A 23249-nucleotide genomic window follows, 5' to 3' on the forward strand; every position below is an offset into this window, starting at 1 on the left:
ATTCACTTCATTTAGCTTTGCAGCGGAGGCAGAATCGGAACGGGATATTGTCGATCATTGGGCTAATAAGGAATTAACAGAATGGATGGATAAGGGTTGGTTGAAAGGCTACGGGGATGGTTCAATTCAGCCGGATCAGCTTTTAACAAGAGCCGAATTTGTGGCGCTTGTTAATCGATCCTTTCAATTCACGAATGAATCGGAGCTGACCTTCCAGGATGTGCCTAAGCATAGTTGGTTTTATCAAGATGTTGCAAAGGCTGTCGCAGCGGGTTATATCAGCGGCAAGAGTGCAAAGCAATTCGCGCCGCGAGAGTTCATTACAAGGCAGCAAGCCGCTGTCGTCATAAATCAGTTGCTTCAATTGCAAGTGGATAAATCTACAGCGATGATGGAGTTTTCGGATAGTGAACAATTTGCCGAATGGGCCAAGGAAGCAATTGGCAATGTGGTCATTCAAGGTATAATGCGCGGCTATAATTCTGCAAACACATTTAAGCCTTTGAATCCATTGACACGTGCGGAGCTGGTGGTTATCCTGGACCGCTCGCTGCAAGTTAAATTAAGCCAGCTTCCCATCAAACCGGAAAACGGGAATGTTGGTGGAAACGGCAACGGGGGAGTAACCTCGCCAGTTGAAGAAGAGAACACGCCGTTCAAAACAGAGATTACGGTACGAACGGTTAACCAGTTTCGTAGTGCAAGTGATGTAGCGGACTTTGTTGAGCAAGCCGTTAAGTACAATGTGGATATTATTAATATGAGTGTCAAACAGGACGAAGACGATGAAGTGCCTTCAGGCCATGTATTTTACAACAGTGCGATCGCCCCCATAGCCGATGGCTATGAGAGCTTTGATGCTCTTTCGCAAGTGATCACGCAGGCGCATCAGAAGGGTATTGAGGTTCGTGCATGGATTCCTCAGTTCCATGATCAGGCAGCTTTTCATAAGGGTCCAAGCTGGCAGATGCACGCTTTAGTTGACGGTATTGCAGTTCCTTATACAGGCTCGAATGGCAGTGAGTATTTCGTCAACCCGATCCATCCCGATGTTCAAGCCTATGAGCGCTCGATTATTGAAGAGGTCGTAAGCAATTATGATATAGATGGCGTGGTTCTCGATTGGTTGAGATTCGATAATTACAATATGGATGTAAGCAGCTACACGGTTAACCTGTACGAGAGCATATACGGATATTCGCCGCTGGATATTAACTTTGATGAAGATTCTACTCGCAGGATTGAATGGAATGAATGGAGAACGGATCAAATCGGCGGCTATGTGCAGGATGTTCGTGAGGATATCGAGCAGATTAAAGCGGGCATGGAGCTGGGCGTTTTCATTTTGCCTCCGGAATTCGTAGAGGTTGGCCAAAATGCTTCGAAGTTCAAGGATGCAGTAAATTTTGTAGCTCCGATGGCTTATTTCGATGATTGGGGATTCGATGAGGAATGGGTCTATGACGAGAACGGGATTTTATCCGATACATCGTTCCTTGTTGGTTCTGGAGTAGCGATCGTGCCGACGCTCGATGACAATTGGACGGATGACGAATATCAAGCGGTGTATGGCGGAATTCGAGAGAACTTTCCTGCTATTACACATCTCTCTTACTTTAATTATGGCGCTTGGGATTGGAATGTGCTTAAAGCAATCGATGCGAGAAGAGCTTGGCCAACTGCAGGCTGGGAGCCGCCTGTGGAGCATGATTATGATGCTGTTCTGCCACAGCCTTGGAAAGCTAGAAATATCGGGTTGAAGACTGGCGATGCATCCTATGATGCGGCGGACGAGACATTCACGTTAACAGGAAGTTCAACCGATATTTGGGGAAATAACGATCTATTAAATTATATTTATAAGCCACTGCATGGGGATGGATCGATTATAGCGCAAGTGACTATGATGGAAGAAATGAGTGAATGGGCCAAAGCAGGCTTGATGATTCGTGAGACGTTGGACGTGGACGCTAAGCATGTAGACATGATGGTTACCCCAGTTAATGGAGCCACCTTTCAATATCGGGAAAATGAGGGGGGAGGCACCGTCGATCAGACGATGGCTGGTAGTCCGCCATTGTGGCTTAAGCTGAATCGCAGCGGCAATGTATTTACCGGTTCAATTTCAAATAATGGAGTGGACTGGACGGTAGTCAGCAGTTTTGAAACGATTATGAATGATGATGTCTATATAGGTTTGGCACTCAGCAATCCAGCTAGTACAAGTGATAATAAGGCAGTATTCACTAATGTTCAGGTTATCGCCGGTGATGGAGAAACTAAGAATTAGTATAATTTTGAAAATAGGGTTTGCGAGTATCTTGGCAAGCCCTTTACAACGGCATCGCTCAAAATAAAATTGGAGAAAATCTGCAGCTAGTCGAGTATTCGCTTCGCTGTGACTAAGAAACCGACATTGAGTAGTCGGTTTTTTTAGTATGGAATGACTGCCTTATTCCTTATAAATAGTGAGGCTCTGACGAAATGGGAAAACAATGCCTGTTCGGTCGCAAGGAGCTGAAAGAATAAGCCTCAGAAACCACAATCAAAGTGGAATCCGAGGCTTATTTTTTTTGATTTTACACGCAAAGCGTGGGGCTCGAAAATATTGAAATGACTGATGTAGCTGCCCTTTCTCGGCTATCTCCGTCAATGATTATGGTGACTCGCTAAAGATTATGTGTGTAAGGTTAAGCCAACTCGCTCGGCGATGATTATAGACGGTAATTGTACAGCTCGATAAGCTTGGAATAATTAAACCGCATTTGAAGGGAGCACAAGCAGCATGACCTTAGAGAAGTATGAGGATCGGATTATAGAAAAACGCCAAAGCCATGATGAACGCTTTAATAAATATTCACCCTATTGTGATTTTATTTATTACCCGTCATCCAAGGAGCCTGGTCTTCGCCTGGCGATGAGAATATTAAAGCCTACAGAGCCTTCGCCTATTTTAGTCACGACACATGGATGGCATATGAGCATCCCACCCTTCGAACATAGGGAAGAGCCTTACGGGGGTGGCAACTATCTTGTGGTCGAGGTTGATATGCGAGGGAGAGCTTTCTCTGATGGCCGCCCTGACTGCAATGGGTGGGAGCTGCTCGATGTAATAGATGCAGTCCGGTTTGTGCAAGACCATTATCAAGAATACATTAGTAATTCTCAGTTGGTCTATTTCGAGGGTGGAAGCGGCGGAGGCGGGAACGCTTATGCCATAATCGCAAAGTTTCCGGATTTTTTTGCCGCAGCTACGGCAATGTGCGGCATTTCGGATTATGCGCTTTGGTATGAGCAGGATGAGATTGGAGAATTCCGCGATGAATTGGATGTATGGATAGGCTTTCCTCCCAAGCATAATCCGGAGGCTTATCAATCACGTAGCGGCTTGGCGCTGGCCGAAAATTTGCTTACCCCGTTGTTTATTGCTCATGGCGATAAAGATATTCGTGTGCCGGTGGAGCATGCGCGGATCTATATGAAACGGATTCAAGAGCTCGGACTATCAAGGAAGGTTCATTATTTGGAACTGGTGGGGGTAGGCACAAGGGAGCACTGGGGAAATGCTTCAAGCGATCAGCTTGTTCAAATGCAGGAGCAAAGCGAGGTTAACCGTATACGTAATGCTGTCCCAATTGAGATTCCGGATAAGGGTTTATTCATCGTAGCGGGATATCTCGTCACGAAAAAATTCGCAGTAGTGCTGCAAGATTTGAACGAGGTGGCGGTCTTGCAATATGACTTGAATAGTAAGGTGTTCGATGTTGCGGGAGCAAAGTCAGGTTATTCGATCTACCATCGGGATGACCCTAAGCGCAAGAAGGATTTTTGGGGAGGATTGGCATGAAAATATTAATTCGTGATCGCTGGCTATATCTCATGTTGTTGCCTGGGCTTGTTTATTTTATTTTGTTTAAATATTTTCCAATGTGGGGCGTGTTGATCTCATTTCAAGACTACCAGCCTTATCTGGGCTTTTGGAAAAGCGAATGGGTCGGACTGAAGCATTTTATCCGACTGTTCAACGAACCAACCTTTGGTCTGCTATTTTGGAATACAGTTGTGCTGGCTATGTATAATCTACTGTTTTTCTTTCCGCTGCCGATTATTGTAGCACTCATGCTGAATGAGGTTAGAAAGGAATTTTTCAAGCGGTTTGTACAAACTTTGATTTATATTCCCCATTTTTTTTCGTGGGTAGTTGTAGTCGGTGTTTTCTACATTTTATTTACGGTTGAGGGTGGCGTGATCAATGAGCTTATCGTGAAAATGGGCGGAGAGAAAATTAATTTCCTTCTTAGCGCTGAGTGGTTCCGCTCGATGATCATGACGGAGATTATCTGGAAAGAAACGGGCTGGGGTACAATCATATTTTTGGCTGCATTGGCAGGGGTTGATCCCGGGCTGTATGAAGCGGCAAAAATCGATGGAGCAGGACGCATTCGTCAGCTATGGCATATTACGTTGCCAGCTATACGCGGCACGATCATCATTTTGTTGATTTTGCGGCTGGGAGACTTTATGGATACGGGCTTCGAACAAATTATATTAATGCTTAATGCTTTAAATCGAGAGGTTGGCGAGGTATTCGATACTTATGTCTATACGACCGGCATTAATCAAGGACAATTCAGCTATAGCACAGCTGTAGGACTGTTTAAATCCGTAATTGGGTTGATTCTTGTGCTTGGAACAAATGCACTCGCTAAGAAGGCTGGGGAAGAAGGCATTTATTAGAAGAAGGATGTGAATTAGCATGAAAGACCGAACTGTTGGCGGGCGGTTATTTGATATTGTCAATATTACGGCTTTAATCTTGTTTGCCGTACTCGCTATGCTGCCGTTTTTATATATTGTTTTTAATTCCTTCCTATCATCAGAGGAATTTGCTAGGCGTGGCGTCGTGTTTTTTCCAAAGGAATTTTCATTAGATGCGTACATGTACATCTTCTCGACAAATACAATTGTACGCAGCCTGCTGAATACGATCTTCATTACATTGGCGGGGACTGCGATCAACATCATATTTACGTCTTTAATGGCCTATCCGCTATCGCGAAAAGAACTGCATGGAAGAAAACCGATTATGCTGATGATCATTTTCTCGATGCTGTTTAGCGGAGGGATGATTCCCGCCTTTCTGGTTGTGAAGGCATTAGGCTTAATGAACTCGCTGTGGGCTTTGCTGCTTCCGGGTGCGATCAGCGCATTCAATCTCATTATATTAAAAAACTTTTTCCAGCAGATGCCTGATGGAATTGAGGAAGCAGCAAAAATCGATGGATGCAATGATATAGGAATATTAATTAAAATCGTGCTTCCGCTTTCATTGCCGGCAATTGCTACCTTCTCGTTGTTTTACGCGGTAGGGCATTGGAACTCCTTTTTCACGGCCATTCTCTACATTAATGATACGGCTAAATGGCCGATTCAGGTTTTGTTAAGACAGGTCGTTATTATGGCGGAAGGCGGCATTGGCGACGCAAGCCAGATGAGCGAATCGCTTGCGATTCCGGCGCAGTCCGTCAAGATGGCTGTGATAACGGTATCGACGCTTCCGATTCTAATGGTCTATCCATTTTTACAGAAGCATTTTGCCAAAGGGGTTCTATTGGGTTCGGTTAAAGGATGACGTATGATGCGTCGTCATTTAATATAAAACTATGAGAGCAAGGGGAGGATTTTTAAATGAAGGGTTGGAATCGCTTACAAGCTGCTATGAGATTTGGTGGTGCTATCATTCTATCAGCGGTCCTATTGGCTGGTTGCAGTCAGGGAGCCGGCAAAGGCACAAACAGTGCGAAGGAGTCATTACCGCCGACATCTACATCGGCACCAGAGGAAACGGCTAAGCCTGCTGCACCGATCAAACTGTCCATGATTAATCAATATTATTCGGTTGAGCCGCCAAAAGCGGATAATGAAGCGATTAAGTTCATTGAGGAATATACCGGGACGAAGCTTGATATTACATGGGTTCCTAACTCTGCTTATACGGATAAAATCAATGCGACCATTGCCGGCGGCGAGCTGCCGCAAATTATGATGATAACGGGTAACAAAAGCCCAAGCATCATTAACGCAGCAAAGTCTGGCATGTTCTGGGAAATTGGTTCGTACCTTAAAGATTATCCAAATTTGAGCAAGCTGAATCCGCTTGTGCTTGACAACATCGCCATAGAAGGCAAGACATACGGTGTATTCCGCAGCCGTCCTGTGGCGCGCGAAGGCATCATTTTGCGCAAGGATTGGCTGGATACGGTAGGATTGGAAGCTCCTAAAACAATCGATGATTTCTACAATGTGATCAAAGCTTTTGCTACGCAAGATCCTGATAAAAATGGCAAAAACGATACGTTTGGGATGTACGAAGGCAGAGGCATGAACGGTTTCCAAGCGCTGCTCGCTTGGCATGGCGGATACAATATGTATGGCATTGAGGACGGCAAGGTTGTTCCTGATTTTTTCAAGAGTGAATATTTGGATGTGCTCAAGCTTTATAAACGGTTGTATGAGGAGAAGCTGATCAATCAGGACTTTGCGATTACGCCGGGTACAAAGCGCGTAGAAGCGATGAATCAAGGAAATGCCGGGTTGATTATTAGCGCACTAGATGATGTGAACAGTGGTTTTAATGATTTAATCAAAGTAAATCCAAATGCCGAGCTTGATGTAATTAGCAGAATCAGCGGTCCAGCGGGCGAGCGTCAGATGCTATTCAACGGCGGATATAACGGTTTGTATATGTTCCCGAAAACGAGCGTAAAAACCGAGGAAGAGCTAAAAAACATTCTTGCTTTCCTGGATAAGCTGTCTGATGAGAAAATTCAAAATTTATTTGAATGGGGAATTGAGGGTAAGCACTACAAGCAAGATAACGGAGTACCGGTTCGTACCGATGGCAAAGCCTATGAGACAGATATCAATTCGATTAACCAAATTCGTTACGATGACGGTGCTTTAGTGACAGCAGGCGAGGATGCGCCAATCGTAAAAAAATACAAACAAATGTTTAAAGACAATGTTGAAATTGTAGTGCCGAATCCAGTAGAAGCCTTTCAATCGACGACCTTGGCTGAGAAGGGACCCGAAATGACCAAAATTCTTACCGATGCCAGGGTGAAATTCATTATGGGCGAAATCGATGAGAGCGCTTGGCAAAAAGCGATAGAATCATGGCGTAAAAGCGGGGGAGACCAAGCTATTCAGGAATTGACAGAGCAATACAGCGCTGTACAGAAATAATGGTAGATTCGTAGCCATTCCTGAATAGTTAATCTACAATAACGAGACAGGGGTTCACCGCTTTATGAAGGGTGAATTCCTTAAGTTATTTGAAAATATGGAGGTTTTACTTATTTTAGGAAACCGGCTGCCGAAATTTTTAACGAGATTATTTCTATTTAACATGCTGCTGGGAACTCTTCCTGTCATCGTTCTTGGCGTTCTTTCTTATTATAAGTCCTCCGAGATTATTCAAGATAAAGTAACCAAGGCCAATCGTCTGAATTTGGAACAAACACAGCAAAGTGTTGAGCAGCTTTTGAAGATGGCGGACTTATCTGCTGTTCAATTTATGAATTCATCTCTTGTGAGCTCAGCTTTAAATATGCCGTTGACTGCTAATCAATTCGAAACTGTGAATGATTTGCTTCAAGGCTTACATAAGCTGCAAAGCTTCGAGCTCGGTATAAATGACATATGGCTCGTCAGCTTCAACAACGGATGGGTGATCGACAACAGCACGGAGGTTCTGCGGCTGGAAGCACTTAATCAAAAGGAAATGATTCATAGCTACGCCAAGGTTGACAAGTCAAGCTTTTGGACGACTGCTGACGGGGGAAAGCAGGTTCATTTGGTCAAAAAGCTGCCGCTACATGCACAAAGCCCCTCGGGATTAATCATCATCAAATTTATGAATAAAGAGATTACGAAATTGTTGACCAATAACAATGAGCTTGGCGAGGTGATGATTCTCGATCATGACGGGATTGTCATCGCACACAGCAATGAAGAACAAATCGGGCAGGATTTTCGCGATAAGAAAGAGCTGCAGTTTATGTTTGCCACGGCAGAGGCGGTTGGCGATAACCATGCGAAGATAAATACCGATATGGGCGTCAATTTCCGCAAATCCTCCTATAATAACTGGACCTATGTATCCATTTCATCGGTGAATCTCATTACGAAGGATTCCAAGGTCATTAAATGGTATACCTACACGGCATGTTTGCTGATTTTTGTAGGTACATTGTTTGTTGCCTTGCTGGGGTCTAGAAAAATGTACAGCCCGATCAGTCGTCTTTACCGCTTTCTTGCTGAGAAGGAAGAAGGATCAACAGTCAAGCGCAGCAGTGATGAGTTTCAATATATTGACAGCCAGGTCTATGAAATGCTGTATGCGAAAAATCGTCTCTCCGGCATTGTCGAAGGTCAGCAGCGCTATGTTGATGAGCTGTTCATGATCAAGCTTTATCAGGGAGAAGTGAGGGCCCAAGAAATGACGGAGCGAATGGATGCGATAACGTCAAACCGTAATTGGCATTATATTGGCGTCATGGCGATCCAGATTGATACGCTTGAGGGAACCCGGTATGAGAATAGAGATGAAGAGCTGTTGCTATTTGCTATAAACAATATTGCCGGCGAGGTTTTGAATGAAAGCGAAAGGCTGAAGCCTGTCGTTATGCAGCGCACACAGGTTACACTGATCGGCAGTAATGAGACGTCTGAGGAATTATTCAAGCTTAAAATCAATGCGTATGCCGATGAGACTAGAGAAAAGATTGATCAGTTTCTGGGCTTGAAAGCTAGCGTAGGAATTAGCCGGTTTTATCCAACGGTTGAATCTGCTCCTTGGGCCTATCAGGACGCAACCGAGGCGCTTAAATATACGATACGCATGGGTCCTAGCTGCATTATTCATATTATGGATGTCGAGCCGGAGGGAACGATCCTCTCGCATATTCCGGATGGGATTAAACAAGAGCTGCTGGATGCAATCAAGCTTGCTGATTATGCTCAGGCTGACCAGCTGCTTCATAAGTATCTTCAAGATATTTTCAATGAGAAGGTAGGGCATAGAGAATATTTTGTTCCTTTGACATCCTTCCTGTTGGATTTAGTTCGAATGGCGCAAAGCCTGGGTGAGCCGATAGACTCTCTCTATGATGGAGAAAAGTCATTAATCGACCAGTTGTATCAGCTCAAGACGATTAAGGAAATGGAGCAATGGTTTAGCCAAATTCTTATTTATCCGATGATGAATGTACTAGAGAAGAAACGGAAAAATCAATATGCCAAAATTTCCGATCAAATGCTCGCTATGATCCACGAAGAAGCTGAAACGGACCTTACATTAGAATTATGCGCATCCCGGATCGGTTATCATCCGGATTATATCCGTGGTGTATTTCGCAAGGAGGTAGGTCTCAATTTTAGCGATTATTTATCGAATTTCCGTTTGCAGTTAGCCAAGAAGCTGCTGGTTGATACCGATTTGAAAATTTTGGAGATTGCCGAACGGCTGCGATACAATAATTCGCAAAATTTTATTCGATATTTCCGCAAGCAAGAAGGCATAACGCCAGGGCAATATCGAGAAAAAAATCAGAGACAGGAGTGATTGATATGATTAGGATTAAGAAGTATTTTGCCGTCCTTATGACGGTTATTCTGCTATTGCCAGCCGGCTTGGCAAGCAAGCCTTTAACTGCGGAAGCAAGCTCGAATGACGCTGTCATTCGAGAGGGTTCCACCTTTTTACTGGATTTTCAAGCCGGTACACTGCAAAACGGAATTTATCATGACGGAAGCAGCTCTGCCTTCAAGTTCTCAGGAGATACAGCACATGTAGCCTTGAGTGGCGGGCAGCTTGCTGTTGGGCCAGTAGAAGCTTCAACCGTAGGTGTATTTGATTATGGTTTCAACGGCAACCCCACTCATAAATACGACGATTTTGAGATTTCCTTTGATATGACGGTTACGCATAGGGAGCTGAATAAACAGGCCGGTATCCAGTTTCAGAAGCAAGCCTGGAGCGATGGCTGGGACTCGCAGCTGAAGACGCATATCAGCTATGATGCAAAAATGAACTTTTTTGAAGGGAGCACCTCTATTGCCAATACGGGTAGCGGGAAGTTCCGGGCGATTAAGGATTATGGCGTACCGGCGTTAAACCGCGATGTATTGCCATGGGAAACGTTTCGCGTGAAGCAGGTTGTTGATGGCGACCGTGTTCTTACTTATTTAAATGGTTCAGCAACGCCCATTGTCGATGTCACTCGATCCTCCGAGGCTCTGCCAGGATTCGTTGGCGTATTTGCTAATGCCAATGTCGGATTCACCATGGATAATTTTCTATTTAACCACTTAAGGCCGGAAGCAGAGCGTGACAGCTTAGAACTGGCAGGCGATACAAACGGCTTTTATCTCTTTATTCCCGCTTTTAATGAAAGCGTTTCCAAATTTAAGGTCAATTATCAAAATATAACCGACAATGGAAGCCCGCAGTCCGTCGAATATACGGGACCGAGAAATCAATATGTTTTTGTTGACGGTTTACAAGCAGGAAAGGATTACAGAGTCGAGCTTACCCCCGTCTATACGAGCAGCAGAACGAATGTGGATACGAATATTACGATGTTTAAGAGCGGGACCGTCTTTGTCGGGGATCCGTTAGACACCAAATTGACGGTATCCAGCGGCGATACTTTTTTCGGACAAACCAAGCAGGTTGATATTTCCGTCATTGGAGCCGATCAAATCCGATATACACTGGACGGTTCGGAGCCAAGCTTTACCCACGGTACTTTGATCGAAGGCGATATTATATTTAATGATTCGATCGAAATTAATGCGACTACCACGTTGAAAGCTATCGCACTGTTAGATGGTGTGATCAAAGACCAGAAGCAAGTAACGTATACAGCAGGAGTAAATCCGGTTTCTCTAACGAATTCAGCTATATTTCATAATTCTCAGACCATTGCTATACAATCGGCGTTCGCAGATTCGCTGATCTACACAACGGATGGAACGGAGCCGCTTTATGATCCGGCGACGGATACGGCGTTAAATGGAATAGCTGTTCCTGCTTCAACAGCGGGGCTGACCGTAACGGCATCAACGTATATGAAAGTAAAGGCAGTAAGGGGGAAAATAGCCGGAGCTGCAGCTTCTGCAAAGTATACGAAAGTTCCGCTGCTGGCAAATCAGGTTACCGATTGGGATTTCACCACAAGCGGCGTGCAGCTGTTTGCGGAGGAGCAAGATGAGCTGTATGGCAAGCCGGCGGCCCCTTGGTCGAATCTGCTCGGCTGGGATGTGAATTCGGATACAGGCGTTTGGGCGAATCATATTGATGTGAATCACGTTTATCGGAATTCGGAGGGTGTTCATTTATTTACGACAGATCAGCCAATCGGAGCTTCTACATCGAATCCAACCTTCTATTTGGAGCCGCACAGCGCGGGTTATCCGAATATTCCTTCTGAATACCGTTATGTCAGCTTAACGATGAAGGTGAACCATACCGCCAATGCCGCTATTTATTTCGGGACGGATGCGGGAGTAGATACAGACAGGTTGAGCGAATCTAGAAAAATATCGTTTCGCAACACCGCTGCAGAGATTCCGGAATTCCAGAATTATTTGATAGATATGGGCGAGCATGCAGGCTGGACGGGGAACATCACTAAGCTTCGAATCGATCCGATGGCCACCTATCCGAGCATGAAGGACGGCATTGAGATTGTAGTCAAGGAAATCAAGCTGCTGCGCAAGCAAGATCTTTCTCCTGAAATTCGGTTGACTACGTTTCAAACTTCGGCCCACGAAATCGTATCGCCGGGCGATCAGTTTGTCATAAAAGCTGAAATCGAAAATATTGGCGCCAGCGTAGCGGGACTTGACTTGCAGCTAAGCGCTCCGGATTTTCTTGAAATAACGCCAGTATCAGGTTTTGATCTCACTGCGCTATCGGCAGGAGAGTCCGCACAAATTGTCTATAATGTCAATGTGCTGGATACAGGGGCTGGCGCAATCGCTTTTTCGGTAAAAGGAAATGGCATCGCAACGACGAGAGGCTTATCCCGCATATTCAGCTTGCCGGCAACGCTGCCCGGCAGCGGACAGCCGGATGACGTCATTATCGGAAATGGAGAGAGGCGATTGGTATTCCCGGCTCCGAGCCATACCGGACTGGAGGGCTACGGCTACGGCTGGCTGGAGGCAAAACGCGACGGCGCATGGAGCAGAATCGCCGTTATGCCTTCACTTGGTAGCGTTCAGGAAATAATACATGACGAGCTTACGGTAAAGGAGCTTTATGCAAGCGGGGCTACGGGCTCCAGCTTCTCAATATCCTTTGAGGCTTCCGATGGAGCATTATGGTCAGGAGCGATCCATGTTGAAGAAACTGCCTCAGGGAATCTGGAATTGGAGCACATGCTGCAATCGAATCAGGCAAGGAATATTGCAGCGATTATCGGACCAACGCTGCTGCTTGGCGAAGCCGATGTTCCAGCGCTCGATCCGAACTACCGGGTCATTCGTTCAATGACGGATGTGCAGGGCGATTATATTAACGAAGCGCTGTTTCCTGGTCTGGAGTGGCTGGACGATATGACGAATAACAATCAGTCCTCGAATACCGATGCTGTCATCGATAATGTAGACGCTTATCGTTATGTTCCTCATCCGCGAAAAATTACGGTGCCGTTAATGGCCGTTCGAAAAGGTGAGCTGATGTTTGGATTAATGTGGGATGCCAGGCAAAAATGGGACGGTATAAATGATCAACCGTCCGCATTTTTTGGCATACCCAATCGCCTTGAACGAGGCGAAGACACGATTTCTACCAAACTAAGCTTATTTATTCCTTCGATCTTTAAAGGGGTCAATGAAAATGCGACGTTTGCAACTGGCATCCCAACCTTTTACGATAAAACAACAGCTAGCGCCAATAATGAAAATCCGGTTCGGCAGTCTTATCAGTTAGGCGCTAACCAATTACTAAAGCTCCAATCCGAGTTGTTTGTTAAGGAAGGGACGGAAATGTCCGCGACCATTGAAGAGTGGACGCAGGAGCACGGGCTTGCAGAGCCGCTCCCCTACGCACATGGAACGATGCAGCAGGAAAGCGAAGCTATTCTGACCAGCTTTGAGAATCTATGGTCGCCCTCTGATCATAAATGGATGAATCGTATCGGGCCTGCGGCGACGCCAATGATTACATCTGCATTTATTACACCATATGCCCTATTGAATAAATACGCCGCCGCCTCCTACCAAAACATCGCGAAGCAGCGGGTTCAAACAGCAATGGCTGGGTTAGGCAGCAATTATTCTGCTTATGGCTACATTCTTCCTTTCTATCTGGAAGGAATAACCGCAAAAACGATGGAGGCTATGCAAGGCGTCAATGTAGATTCCTTGATCTCAACGGCGAAGCTCGTAAATCCCGCTGATGTAACGGAGGGCATCTATTGGGATTACGAAACCTTCATTAAACGCAAAGGATTTCCAACGAGTCCTTTTATCGGCCAATTATCGGACGTAACGGCGGGATCAAATGCCGAATTTTTGTTCAAAATGCTTAGACATGCTCGGCTGACTGGCAATGAAAATGCGACAACTTATGGCCTTGCCGGCTTGAATTATATGAATGACAGCTTTACGATGCCTAGAGGCTCGCAGTCATGGGAGCTGAGAAATATGATTCCTGAGCTGGGAACGGCGGCACTTGCAGTAAGAGCCAATGTGGAAGCATACACACTGACGAGCGAAGACAAATATTTGGAAAATGCGAAGCTGTGGGCGGGTAGAGGATTGCCTTTCATTTATCTATGGAGTGACGGAAGTTATGGCATAGAGAAAGCTGACGGCCAGGGAGGATTTTTTGGCAGCCATACATTTATGGAATATTCAGCTATCGCTTCCTTTGGGCAATCCATCTATCGGAGCAAYGGTGTGCCGCTTCCTTCTACCTGGTTCGGGAGACCAGTCCAGTGGTCCGGGCATGATTACGGGATTGCACTGATGGAGCTATATGAATCTATGAAGTCATCTGGTTTATGGGAGGATTATTTGGATGCGGGAGGCATTGACTACTCCAAAATCAGTGAGGGCTTATCCGTAAGCGGATCAAGGCAAACGACGGCCGCCGATAGCCGGTATCCTACTCATTTGTATGATGCAACAAGTTTGCTGAAATGGGAAACCTCTGATTACCTGTACCCGAATTACCAAGGTGCTGAGCTGCTTAGCCTGCTTGTAGGAGAACGTACAAATCCGGTAACGAAGATGGTGCGGATTGGAACGCATGATATTCGAATAAGCGCTTTGGCTGATATCGAGCTGCTTGATGTTCAATCGGATCAAATGAGCCTGCGACTCCGATTCTCAACTCCAGGCGAATATACGGTGTTTTTGCAAGGAGTTGAGGCTGTTGGAAGCGTTGAGCTTATACAACCGGAACTAGGCTCGGCGGTAAAATCATTTGCGTTTAGGCCGACAAGCGGTTATGGAGAAATACATTTAGTGGCAGTGGGCGATACGGAGGTGGAACTTACGCTCACCTCACTTGTTGTTCATAGCTAAATGTCGGCAGCAAACCCCCCTTAGGAATATTCAGGTATAAAGAGTTATTGAAGAGAGGCTCCAAGGCAGCAGATGCCTTGGAGTCTCTCTTATTATTTATTTATAAAATCCATTTGGGACAAAAATCAATAAGCCTCGAACTTCTATTCCTGAAGAAGCTGATCTTTATAATCTGTCGGGGATTTACCTGTAACGAGCTTAAATACTTTGGTGAAATAGTGCCGATCTGTATAACCTGTAATTTCAGAAATTTCTTTTAGAGGCATCTCTGGATGAATTCGCATGAGCTCCTTCGCTTTATTAATGCGGAGAGTAGTTAAATATTCGACAAAGGTTTCTCCATGATGCTTGCGAAATAGATTTCCTAAATGGGTGCTCGAAATTTGAAATCGATCCATAATATGAGTCATTGAAATTGTTTCGCTCAAATTCGCGGATAAATAGTCGGAGATTTGTTCAAGTAATCGGACTCCTTTGTTACTGGCGGGGTCATGGTCTTCAAATCGGAAAATATGCGATAGCAAGTTCCAGATATCCTCAGCAGCATTTGAATAGGAGTAGGCGGATTCAATGATTTCCTCCATTTCTTTCTCCGTTGTGATACTTATGAGGGGTTCTAATGAGCGGAAATGCTTTTCTAACCATTGAACCATTTGCTTGCCATTTCTTTGTAAATAGAGGTTCGGACAGGAGTGCTCCTCCCACTGCTCAAACCAATGGAAGATCATTTTTTTTAACAGCTTCCAATCCTTTTTATCCACCGCAATAACAATTTTCTTCTCATCGGTGCTGCTTAGGAGCAGATTGAGTTTTTCTAAAGCGGGTTGTTGCTCAGATAAAAAGATCGTCTTGGATTGTCCAATGACCAGTTGATGGTACAGCTCATCGTGAAGATGATTTGCAACCTGGTGAAACTGTCTAATATCGTTAAAGCTTCGACTAACGGCGATGGAAGGGTGACTGCCTGAACCGCCGATCATCAGAACAATTTCCTCAGCAAGTTGTTTAATCCGCTGGTCGCCGCATTGATATAATCCGAGGATAATAAATCCCCTTTTGAAATCATTTCTTGAAACGATCCAAGCCTTCTCGTTCTTTAGCAATAAAGGATTCGAAGATAGTTTGTTTTGGATTTCTTGCTCCGTCAGAGTGGGACAACGAGCTTTATCTTGTGAAAATGTAGGCTTATTAAAGCAAAACACATAATAGCTAGAGAATGGAAAGCACTGCTGTAAAGTGGTTTGGATACTTCCCTCTATACTCTTGTTTTCGAGCAATTCATTTAATAAAGATTGCTGCTGAAGATAGGTATCCAAGCTAATGCGTGTATTCGTCTTATCTAATAATTGTTCGATGATTGAAGGATCAACCGGCTTGACGTGGTAGTCCTCCACATTGGCCCGAATGGCATCCCGGGCATATTCAAAGGAAGAGTAACCGCTCACGATTACGACGATGATATGAGGCCAATTTTGCCGAATGATGGCTGCAAACTCGATCCCGTTCATGAGCTGCATCTTGATGTCGGTAAAGATTAAATGGGGTTGAACGGTCGGTATGGCTTCCAGTGCCTGGCTAGCGCTAATACATTGGGCGACAATCTGGGTCTGCTCTCTTTTGCTAAAGTCGCTGTTTTCAATTACTTCTTTAAGATGATCCATGTAGAAGGGTTCATCATCAACAATCATAATCCTCATGGCAGCCGCCTCCATTACATGATACGTTAGGGAACTTATGTTAAAGTTTGATGTAGCCATGGAAACATACATAGGCTCCGCAATCCTCGTTATTGCCGAAGGAGAATTGATATTGCTCCTTGAACATGAGCTGAAGTCTAGCAATCGTATTCACTAGGCCCATTCCTCCAATTGAAATAGGCTCGTTTAATGTTTGATTATTTTGAATGCGTTCAAGATAGCCTTGAATGTTGTGCTTCAACGTTTCCAAAGAAGCAGGTTCAAACCCGACACCATTATCACTGATTCGTATCTCCCACTTATTTCCGATTATTTTACCGATAATTTGAATTTTCAATTGCTTATCGCTATCCGATAAACCATGCTGAATGGCGTTTTCTATAATAGGCTGTATCATTAATTTGGGAATTTGAATATTTAAAAGCCATTCAGGAACTTCTATATCATAATGTAGCCGGTGTTGATAGCGAGATTTTAATAGATCCAAATAATGCTGTGCAAATTCTAGCTCCTCACTTACGGTTGTGATCGACGAGCCGGAAGAAATCGAATATCGTAAGAATTGAGAAAGTTTTCTACTTGTGTCCGATACAGCCTTTTGCTGGCCTCTATCTGATAAAACAGTAATGACACCTAACATATTAAATAAAAAATGAGGATTGATATGAGCTTGTAGCACATCGAATTTAGCTTGCATTTGCAAGGTTCGGAATTGAACAGTCTCCTCAAGACTATCTTGTAAACGCTGGTTCAAGGCTAGAAAGGAACGGTTAATAATTTCGATTTCACCCATATGAAATTTATTTTCAATAAAGGCTTGATTGGTCTCACCTAAATTAATAGAATCAATCGCTTTTTTTAGCTTTTTAAGAGGATGCGTTAAAATTTTGGCGAGAATAAAGTAAACAAAAACCGAGATCGCAATAAGGAGTAGAACGCTTATGATCGTGACATTACGAAATAAGAGCAATGGCGCAAAAAGTTGCGACTTTGGAATAATGGCTACAATCGTTATGCCTGTTTTCTCAGAGGTCTGATACATATAGAAATCATTAGTCCCCTTTTCATTCGTTATGAAGCCGTTCCCTGTATTCCCATTGCCAACCTGTTTAAGGATCGAGGCTAGTTTGTTGGATGAGGGAGGTGTAGACGAATAAAGAACCTGGTCCGCTTGTACAATCATAATTTCTTTATCCTGCTTCGAATCTAATTCCTCTACATGCAATAAATCCGAAGCTTTGAATTGGATTTCAAGAAAACCAACGGGATGCGAGTCCCAGCTGATCTGACGCAGAAATGAAAAGACGGCTTCGGAATCACGGGATAGCCATCTGTCCTTCTCCGAAAAATTCAATAAGGAAGAGCCCTTCGCAGCTTGAACATTCTTAAATCCATCATTCGCAAGGATGGTTTGCATAATATCTACGTCAGCTTCGTTAGTTGAGTAGAAGTCACCTTTTGACGTAAACAAATTAATCCTATGAATCGTTTGATAGACGGCAGCATTCAAGTAAAGGGAGTTTTGAATGGCCTTTTCGGACTGTAACGTTTCGGTGGGACTCGTATTTTTGAGATAGGCGATAGAGCTTAAATATTGGACGGCAGTATAGCTGGAATTGTCACGATTAATATATAGCTGGGTGGTTACGTTGTTATTAATGGTGGAATAAACATCCAGAGCATTGGAGTAACCGCTTACAAGCTTGTCCACATTTTCTTTTAAATTGGTTTCAATATTATTTTTCAAATATACATACATCGGAGTGCTGATAATGAGTGCAATGACGATGAGGACAAGCGAATAAGTCACATATAATTTCGTTTGTAAATTTTTGAAAGACAGCATAGACGACCTCCCCGTTCAGTATAACACATTAAAAATGCAGCCTTGCCCAGTGTGAAATATTTCCCCTAGTACTTTCAAATTCGCCATTTACGATAAGAAGCAAAAAACATAACATTGGTTTTGTAAGCATTTACATCACAAATTTGGAGGAATGAACATGAGGGGTCTCACCACAAAGAGAACGCTGTTATGGATAGTAACGGTTCTTACCATGCTTGTTTTAGCAGCTTGTGCAGGAACGAATAGCAACAGTAATTCAACGGATACGCCGTCAGAAGCCAGTGCAGCTCCAACCTCGGAAAATGTTTCACCATCAGCACCGCCAGAAAAGATTACTCTAAAGGCACTTATGCATACGAGTTGGTTAAAGGGCGGTATGGAAGCGGTTCTGAAGGACTCTGCAGAGAAGGTCGGAATCACTTTAGAGATTGAGAAGCTTCCTGAGGGCGCAGATGGGGATAATTTAATCAAAACCCGGTTTGCCACGAATGATAAGCCAGATCTGTTGTTCTTCTATGGAGGCGTTAATGAGGGCTACGGCTTAGGGAAACCGGAAGAGCAGTTCGTTTCACAGGAGGATCAGCCTTGGATGGCTAACTTCGATAAGAAGGTTTGGACAGGTGCATTCGACTCGGCTGGAACATTTTATGCGGCTCCTTACGGCGGATCTAATATGGCGGTTATGCTGTTTAACAAAAAGGTTTTTGAAAGCTTGAGCTTACAAATTCCAACGACGATGGATGAGTTCTGGGCTGCTTCTGAAGTAATCAGCAAGGCAGGCAAAGTCCCAGTATACTTGTCCGCCAAAGATGCTTGGACATTGCAAATTCCAACCCATCAGTCCGGTGCGGCGCAGGCTGGCCTTCAGGAATTAACAAACAAAGTATTTTCCAATAAAGCTACGTTTTCTAATTTTGATGCTCAAAGACAGGGGATGACTTTCCTTAAGGAAGTTGTTGATAAGAAGTATGTAAACAAAGATTATTTATCGGATACTTATGATAATGCACAGAAGGCATTGGCAAATGGGGATGCAGCTATGTATCCAATGGCTACATGGGTCATGACCGATATTGCGGCCAAATACCCTGAACAAACGAATGATATTGGAGCATTCCTTATTCCCTTTAATGGTGGGGGCAAGGACGTTGCTGGGGTATATGCGCCTAATGCTATGTATGTCGTGAAAGGAAGCAATCAAGAGGCGGCTCAAAAATTCGTCAACTACTTTGAATCCGTTGAGACTCAAAATATTTATTTCGGCGCAGAAGGCGGTATACCAGCCATCAAGGGAGTTACGAATACACTTCTGACACCTGCTGAGCTTGATGCACAGAAGTTTGGAGAGGAAGGAAAAGCTGCTCCAACCGGCGTTAATCCTAGCGAAGGCATCCCTGCCTATGGATACGGGGATTATCCAGCATTCCTGCAGGATTTAGTAGCAGGCGCGAAAACCCCAGAGCAGGTGCAAGAAGCGGAACAGAAAGAATTAGTGAAGAACGCTAAAGCTAAGGATGATCCGAACTTCAAGTAAAGCTTTCTAGAAATAGTCGATATGAAAAGCAAATTTGGAGAGTGTTTCTGAAATAGAGAAACTCTCTCTCTTTTTTGGAGGGCAAATAAATGCTGAAGCGTCATTACTACAGGTACTCAATGCTAGCTCCAGGACTTTGTATATTTTTAATCTTTTTCGTGTGGCCAGCGATTTCAAATTTTTTCTATGCCTTCACGAATCTAGACGCCACCTTTCATTACACACGGCTCGTTGGATTTGAAAATTTCATATCCCTATTTGATGATTCGAGCAATTCTATTGCATTTAAGAATACTTTTATTTTCACAGTGGTCACAACAGTCGGTAAAGTCGGACTTGGGTTTATATTAGCTAACTTTGTAAACCAAAAGCTAAGAAGTACAAATTTCTTGCGCTCTGCCCTTTTCTTTCCCGTCATACTAAGCCCGATTGCAGTATCACTGGCATTTACAGCCCTATTTCACCCGAGCCGGGGGTTTATCAATGTGTTATTGGAGAACCTTCATCTTGGTTTTCTAACCCAACAATGGCTTACAAATAGCCATATCGTGATGTATTCCATCTCCTTTGTTGAAATATGGAAGTGGACGGGATTAACGGTCATCTTGTTTCTGGCAGCACTTCAGACCATTCCGAAAGAGATGATTGAAGCCGCCAAGATTGACGGAGCAACAAATTGGGAGCAGAAGAGGCATATTATATTCCCGATGATTCTCCCCGTTGTGAATACCAACATTATTATTTCGCTCATTGGCGGATTAAAAGTATTCGATATCGTTTATGCGCTTACTGGAGGCGGTCCAGGGAATGCTTCTAGCGTAATGAACACAATGATCTACAAAAGTTTCTCGCAAGGAAGAAATGGGGAAGCGACTGCCGCTAGCTTGTTATTGTTTGTGATCATTCTCGTCCTTGTATCCATAACGAACAAATATCTAAATAAAGACAACAGAGGGTGAGTGGAATGCGAGTATTGCGTAAAACATTATGGGAAGCTCTATCTGTGTTCATTAGCTGTATCATCGCCATTCCTATCTACTTGGTCGTTGTGAACTCCTTCAAAACACAGGCGGAGGCTTCAGATTTAGGATTATCCTTCCCGACAAAATGGAACCTATGGCATAACTATTCAGATGTGTTCGTAAATGCCAAGATTCCTCAGGCATTATGGAATACAACGATTTTAACCGTCATTAGTGTATTCTTTATCGTTATTTTCTGTTCACTGTCCGCTTATTTCATTCAACGGAGAGATAACCGGGTGAGCAGGCTGCTGCAAACGGTTATTATTGCCGGCTTAATATTGCCTTCCTCCATTATTACGACGTATATGCTGATGTTTGATTTGCATCTGGTTCGTACTTATTTAGGCGTGATTTTGCTTTATATTGCTGGGAATTATGCTTTTCTAACCTACGTATACATCGGTTTTTTTCATAGCATTCCAAGAGAATTGGATGAAGCCGCAATGATTGACGGAGTTAGCCCTTACGGATTGTTTTGGAAGATTATTTTCCCATTGCTGAAGCCGGTAAGCGCCAGCGTCCTAATTATTGCATTTATGTCGGTATGGAATGACTTCACTACCCCGTTTTATTTCTTAAATACGGCGAGCCGCTTCACCTTAAGCTTGACCGTATACTTTTTCTTTGGTCAGCATTCCTCGGATTGGAATCTGGTTTTTGCTGACTTGGTTATGGTATCCATGCCGGTCATTCTATTGTATCTATTCTTGCAAAAGTACATCGTTGAAGGCTTAACRGCAGGGGCAGTGAAAAGTTAAATGGGAGGGTGAGGTTTGCTAAATGTCAGTGCATAACGTGAAACAAACAGCGGAGTCACTCGTTTTTGTGGGGCAAGAACAGCAGCAGCTGCGATTCCACCCGATCGTCAAAGGAAGCTTGAGCTTAAGAACACATACGAATTCCGAGCATGTGAAGTCGGTTAGTTATAAAGAAGGAAAGGATTTTATTGTTGATTATGAAACTGGGCTGATTGCAAGAACGGTCGCAAGCAGTATACGGGATTGGGCTGACCATGTATTCTTTCAAAACCTGAACTTCGATCATCATTTGTTTGAGGAATACAGTAATCGCAGTTTCACTGTATTTATAGACTACGAATATGAGAGGGAGCAACATCAACATCAATTAAATGCCGGAATGAGCTTGGGGGCTAGTCGTTTATTAAAAAACACGATGAAAAAGCTTAATGCCGGACAAGAAGCTGTTTATGTGGTTTTTGGTGACAGCATTAGCGAAGGCGGAGAGGCAAGTGAGGATAGCTATACTTTTTATCAACGTTTTGCGCATCGGCTATCTGCTATAAGCTCGAGTGGAAACCTTCGCGTTGTTAATAAAGCAATCGGAGGAGAGACAAGCACGGGAGGCGCAGCCCGCATAGAGCAGGATATTGTGTCTAATCAACCCGATCTTCTAACGATAGGGTACGGGATGAATGATCAGAATCTATTCGAGGGAGAAGTGGCAGTACCTTATGCTATTTACGAGAGTAGTATTCGAACGATTATAGAATCTACGATGCGTAGCTGTGAAACAGATATTGTGCTTGTTACGCCTTGCGAGCCAAATCCCTTGTGGAAATATACGAGTGGGCTAATGGATGGATACGCTGAAGTTCTTCGTCGCTTGGGGAAGGAATATGATATCGGCGTTGCAGATGTGAATGAGATTTGGAAACAAGAATTACGAGCAGGAAAAACGCCAGAGAGCCTTCTGCTCAACAATATTAATCATCCGAATGATTATGGGCATTGGCTTTATTATCAGGCATTTGAACATCTAATAGAAGGGTGATGCTGTCTTATGAAAGCTTTGCAAATTACAGGAGCGAATACGTATACCATCTTAGAACATGAAATTCCGGTACCTTTTGATGATCAGGTATTGGTAGAGATAAGACTGGTGTCAACTTGTCCTCGCTGGGATATGAATATGCTGGCTGGCCGCAATATGTTTAATTATAATGAATCTCCCAATTACCCATTACCCCCGGGGTTTCCGGGACATGAGCTGGCTGGCGTAGTCAAATCGGTGGGAAAAAGCGTGCGTACGCTGAATGTGGGGGACCGTGTGGCTGCCCTTGAGCATTTGGATGGTAACGGGGCTTATGCGCAGTATTTATGCTTCCGTGAAGAGGAGCTCATCAAACTGCCAGATCATATCTCTGATAAACAAGCAGTATCGCTTGAACTATTGAAATGTGTAGTAATTGGAATCATGCAATTTGGCGATCTGCGGGGCAAATCTATCGTCGTGTCCGGTCTAGGACCTGCGGGAATGCTGGCCATTCAGGTGGCGCGCCTATGGGGGGCTTCACGTGTTATCGGAGTAGATATTAATGAAACGCGAGTACGACAGGTTCGAGAGCTTGGACTTGGCGAGACTTGCCTTGTCGATGAGCTGCAGGGTCAACAATTCGATTTAGGCTACGATTGTGTCGGGGCGGCCGCTTCTGTGCAAAATCTGATTGAGTACGTAGATGAACATATCGTTATATTTGGTGTTCTTCGCGGAGAAGTGAAGTATCCGGAGCATCTGTGGTACAAGGG

Annotated in this window: 14 protein-coding genes; 12 read left to right on the forward strand and 2 right to left on the reverse strand. The window is 44.1% G+C overall.

Annotated features, from left to right (window positions below; all coding sequences use genetic code 11):
• The 7 genes from AC1DSE_RS11965 to AC1DSE_RS11995 form a co-directional block, all read left to right on the forward strand.
• Nucleotides 1-2290 (forward strand): S-layer homology domain-containing protein (locus AC1DSE_RS11965; protein WP_477527709.1); only part of this gene is annotated, 2290 nt, incomplete at its 5' end.
• 495 nt (nt 2291-2785) lie between these two features.
• Nucleotides 2786-3847: an alpha/beta hydrolase family protein gene (locus AC1DSE_RS11970; protein ID WP_477510881.1), complete on the forward strand. Its 1062-nt coding sequence runs from the start codon at nt 2786-2788 to the stop codon at nt 3845-3847.
• Nucleotides 3844-4737, forward strand: a complete 894-nt coding sequence (locus AC1DSE_RS11975) for an ABC transporter permease (RefSeq protein ID WP_441882589.1) — start codon at nt 3844-3846, stop codon at nt 4735-4737. Before AC1DSE_RS11970 ends, AC1DSE_RS11975 begins: the two co-directional genes overlap by 4 nt.
• 19 nt (nt 4738-4756) lie before the next feature.
• The gene (locus tag AC1DSE_RS11980; protein ID WP_477527710.1) at nt 4757-5632 is read left to right on the forward strand and encodes a carbohydrate ABC transporter permease; all 876 of its coding nucleotides are present in this window, start codon (nt 4757-4759) and stop codon (nt 5630-5632) included.
• Between the two features lie 56 nt (nt 5633-5688).
• On the forward strand, nt 5689-7245 hold the full coding sequence (locus AC1DSE_RS11985; RefSeq protein ID WP_477510879.1) for an extracellular solute-binding protein: 1557 nt from the start codon (nt 5689-5691) through the stop codon (nt 7243-7245).
• Between the two features lie 64 nt (nt 7246-7309).
• The gene (locus AC1DSE_RS11990) at nt 7310-9625 is read left to right on the forward strand and encodes a helix-turn-helix domain-containing protein (protein ID WP_477510878.1); all 2316 of its coding nucleotides are present in this window, start codon (nt 7310-7312) and stop codon (nt 9623-9625) included.
• A 5-nt stretch (nt 9626-9630) separates the two neighbouring features.
• On the forward strand, nt 9631-14601 hold the full coding sequence (locus tag AC1DSE_RS11995) for an FN3 associated domain-containing protein (protein WP_477510877.1): 4971 nt from the start codon (nt 9631-9633) through the stop codon (nt 14599-14601).
• Nucleotides 14602-14744: 143 nt separating this feature from the next.
• Here AC1DSE_RS11995 and AC1DSE_RS12000 read toward each other — a convergent pair whose 3' ends face one another.
• Complete coding sequence (locus tag AC1DSE_RS12000) at nt 14745-16298, reverse strand: response regulator (RefSeq protein WP_477510876.1); 1554 nt, start codon at nt 16296-16298, stop codon at nt 14745-14747.
• 40 nt (nt 16299-16338) lie between these two features.
• Nucleotides 16339-18144, reverse strand: coding sequence for a sensor histidine kinase (locus AC1DSE_RS12005; protein WP_477510875.1), 1806 nt, complete (start codon nt 18142-18144; stop codon nt 16339-16341).
• A 157-nt stretch (nt 18145-18301) separates the two neighbouring features.
• Here AC1DSE_RS12005 and AC1DSE_RS12010 point away from each other — a divergent pair, with 157 nt between their 5' ends.
• The 5 genes from AC1DSE_RS12010 to AC1DSE_RS12030 form a co-directional block, all read left to right on the forward strand.
• Entirely contained in the window at nt 18302-19678 is a 1377-nt protein-coding gene (locus tag AC1DSE_RS12010; RefSeq protein WP_477510874.1) for an ABC transporter substrate-binding protein, read from the forward strand.
• 119 nt (nt 19679-19797) lie between these two features.
• Nucleotides 19798-20637: a carbohydrate ABC transporter permease gene (locus AC1DSE_RS12015; protein WP_477527712.1), complete on the forward strand. Its 840-nt coding sequence runs from the start codon at nt 19798-19800 to the stop codon at nt 20635-20637.
• Between the two features lie 5 nt (nt 20638-20642).
• Nucleotides 20643-21461 (forward strand): carbohydrate ABC transporter permease, encoded by an 819-nt coding sequence (locus AC1DSE_RS12020; RefSeq protein ID WP_441882569.1) that lies wholly within the window; start codon nt 20643-20645, stop codon nt 21459-21461.
• Nucleotides 21462-21483: 22 nt separating this feature from the next.
• Nucleotides 21484-22494, forward strand: a complete 1011-nt coding sequence (locus AC1DSE_RS12025) for an SGNH/GDSL hydrolase family protein (RefSeq protein WP_477510872.1) — start codon at nt 21484-21486, stop codon at nt 22492-22494.
• A 9-nt stretch (nt 22495-22503) separates the two neighbouring features.
• Nucleotides 22504-23249 (forward strand): zinc-dependent alcohol dehydrogenase (locus AC1DSE_RS12030; protein ID WP_477527711.1); only part of this gene is annotated, 746 nt, incomplete at its 3' end.

The sequence above is a fragment of the Paenibacillus sp. 01L418 genome (assembly GCF_056400045.1).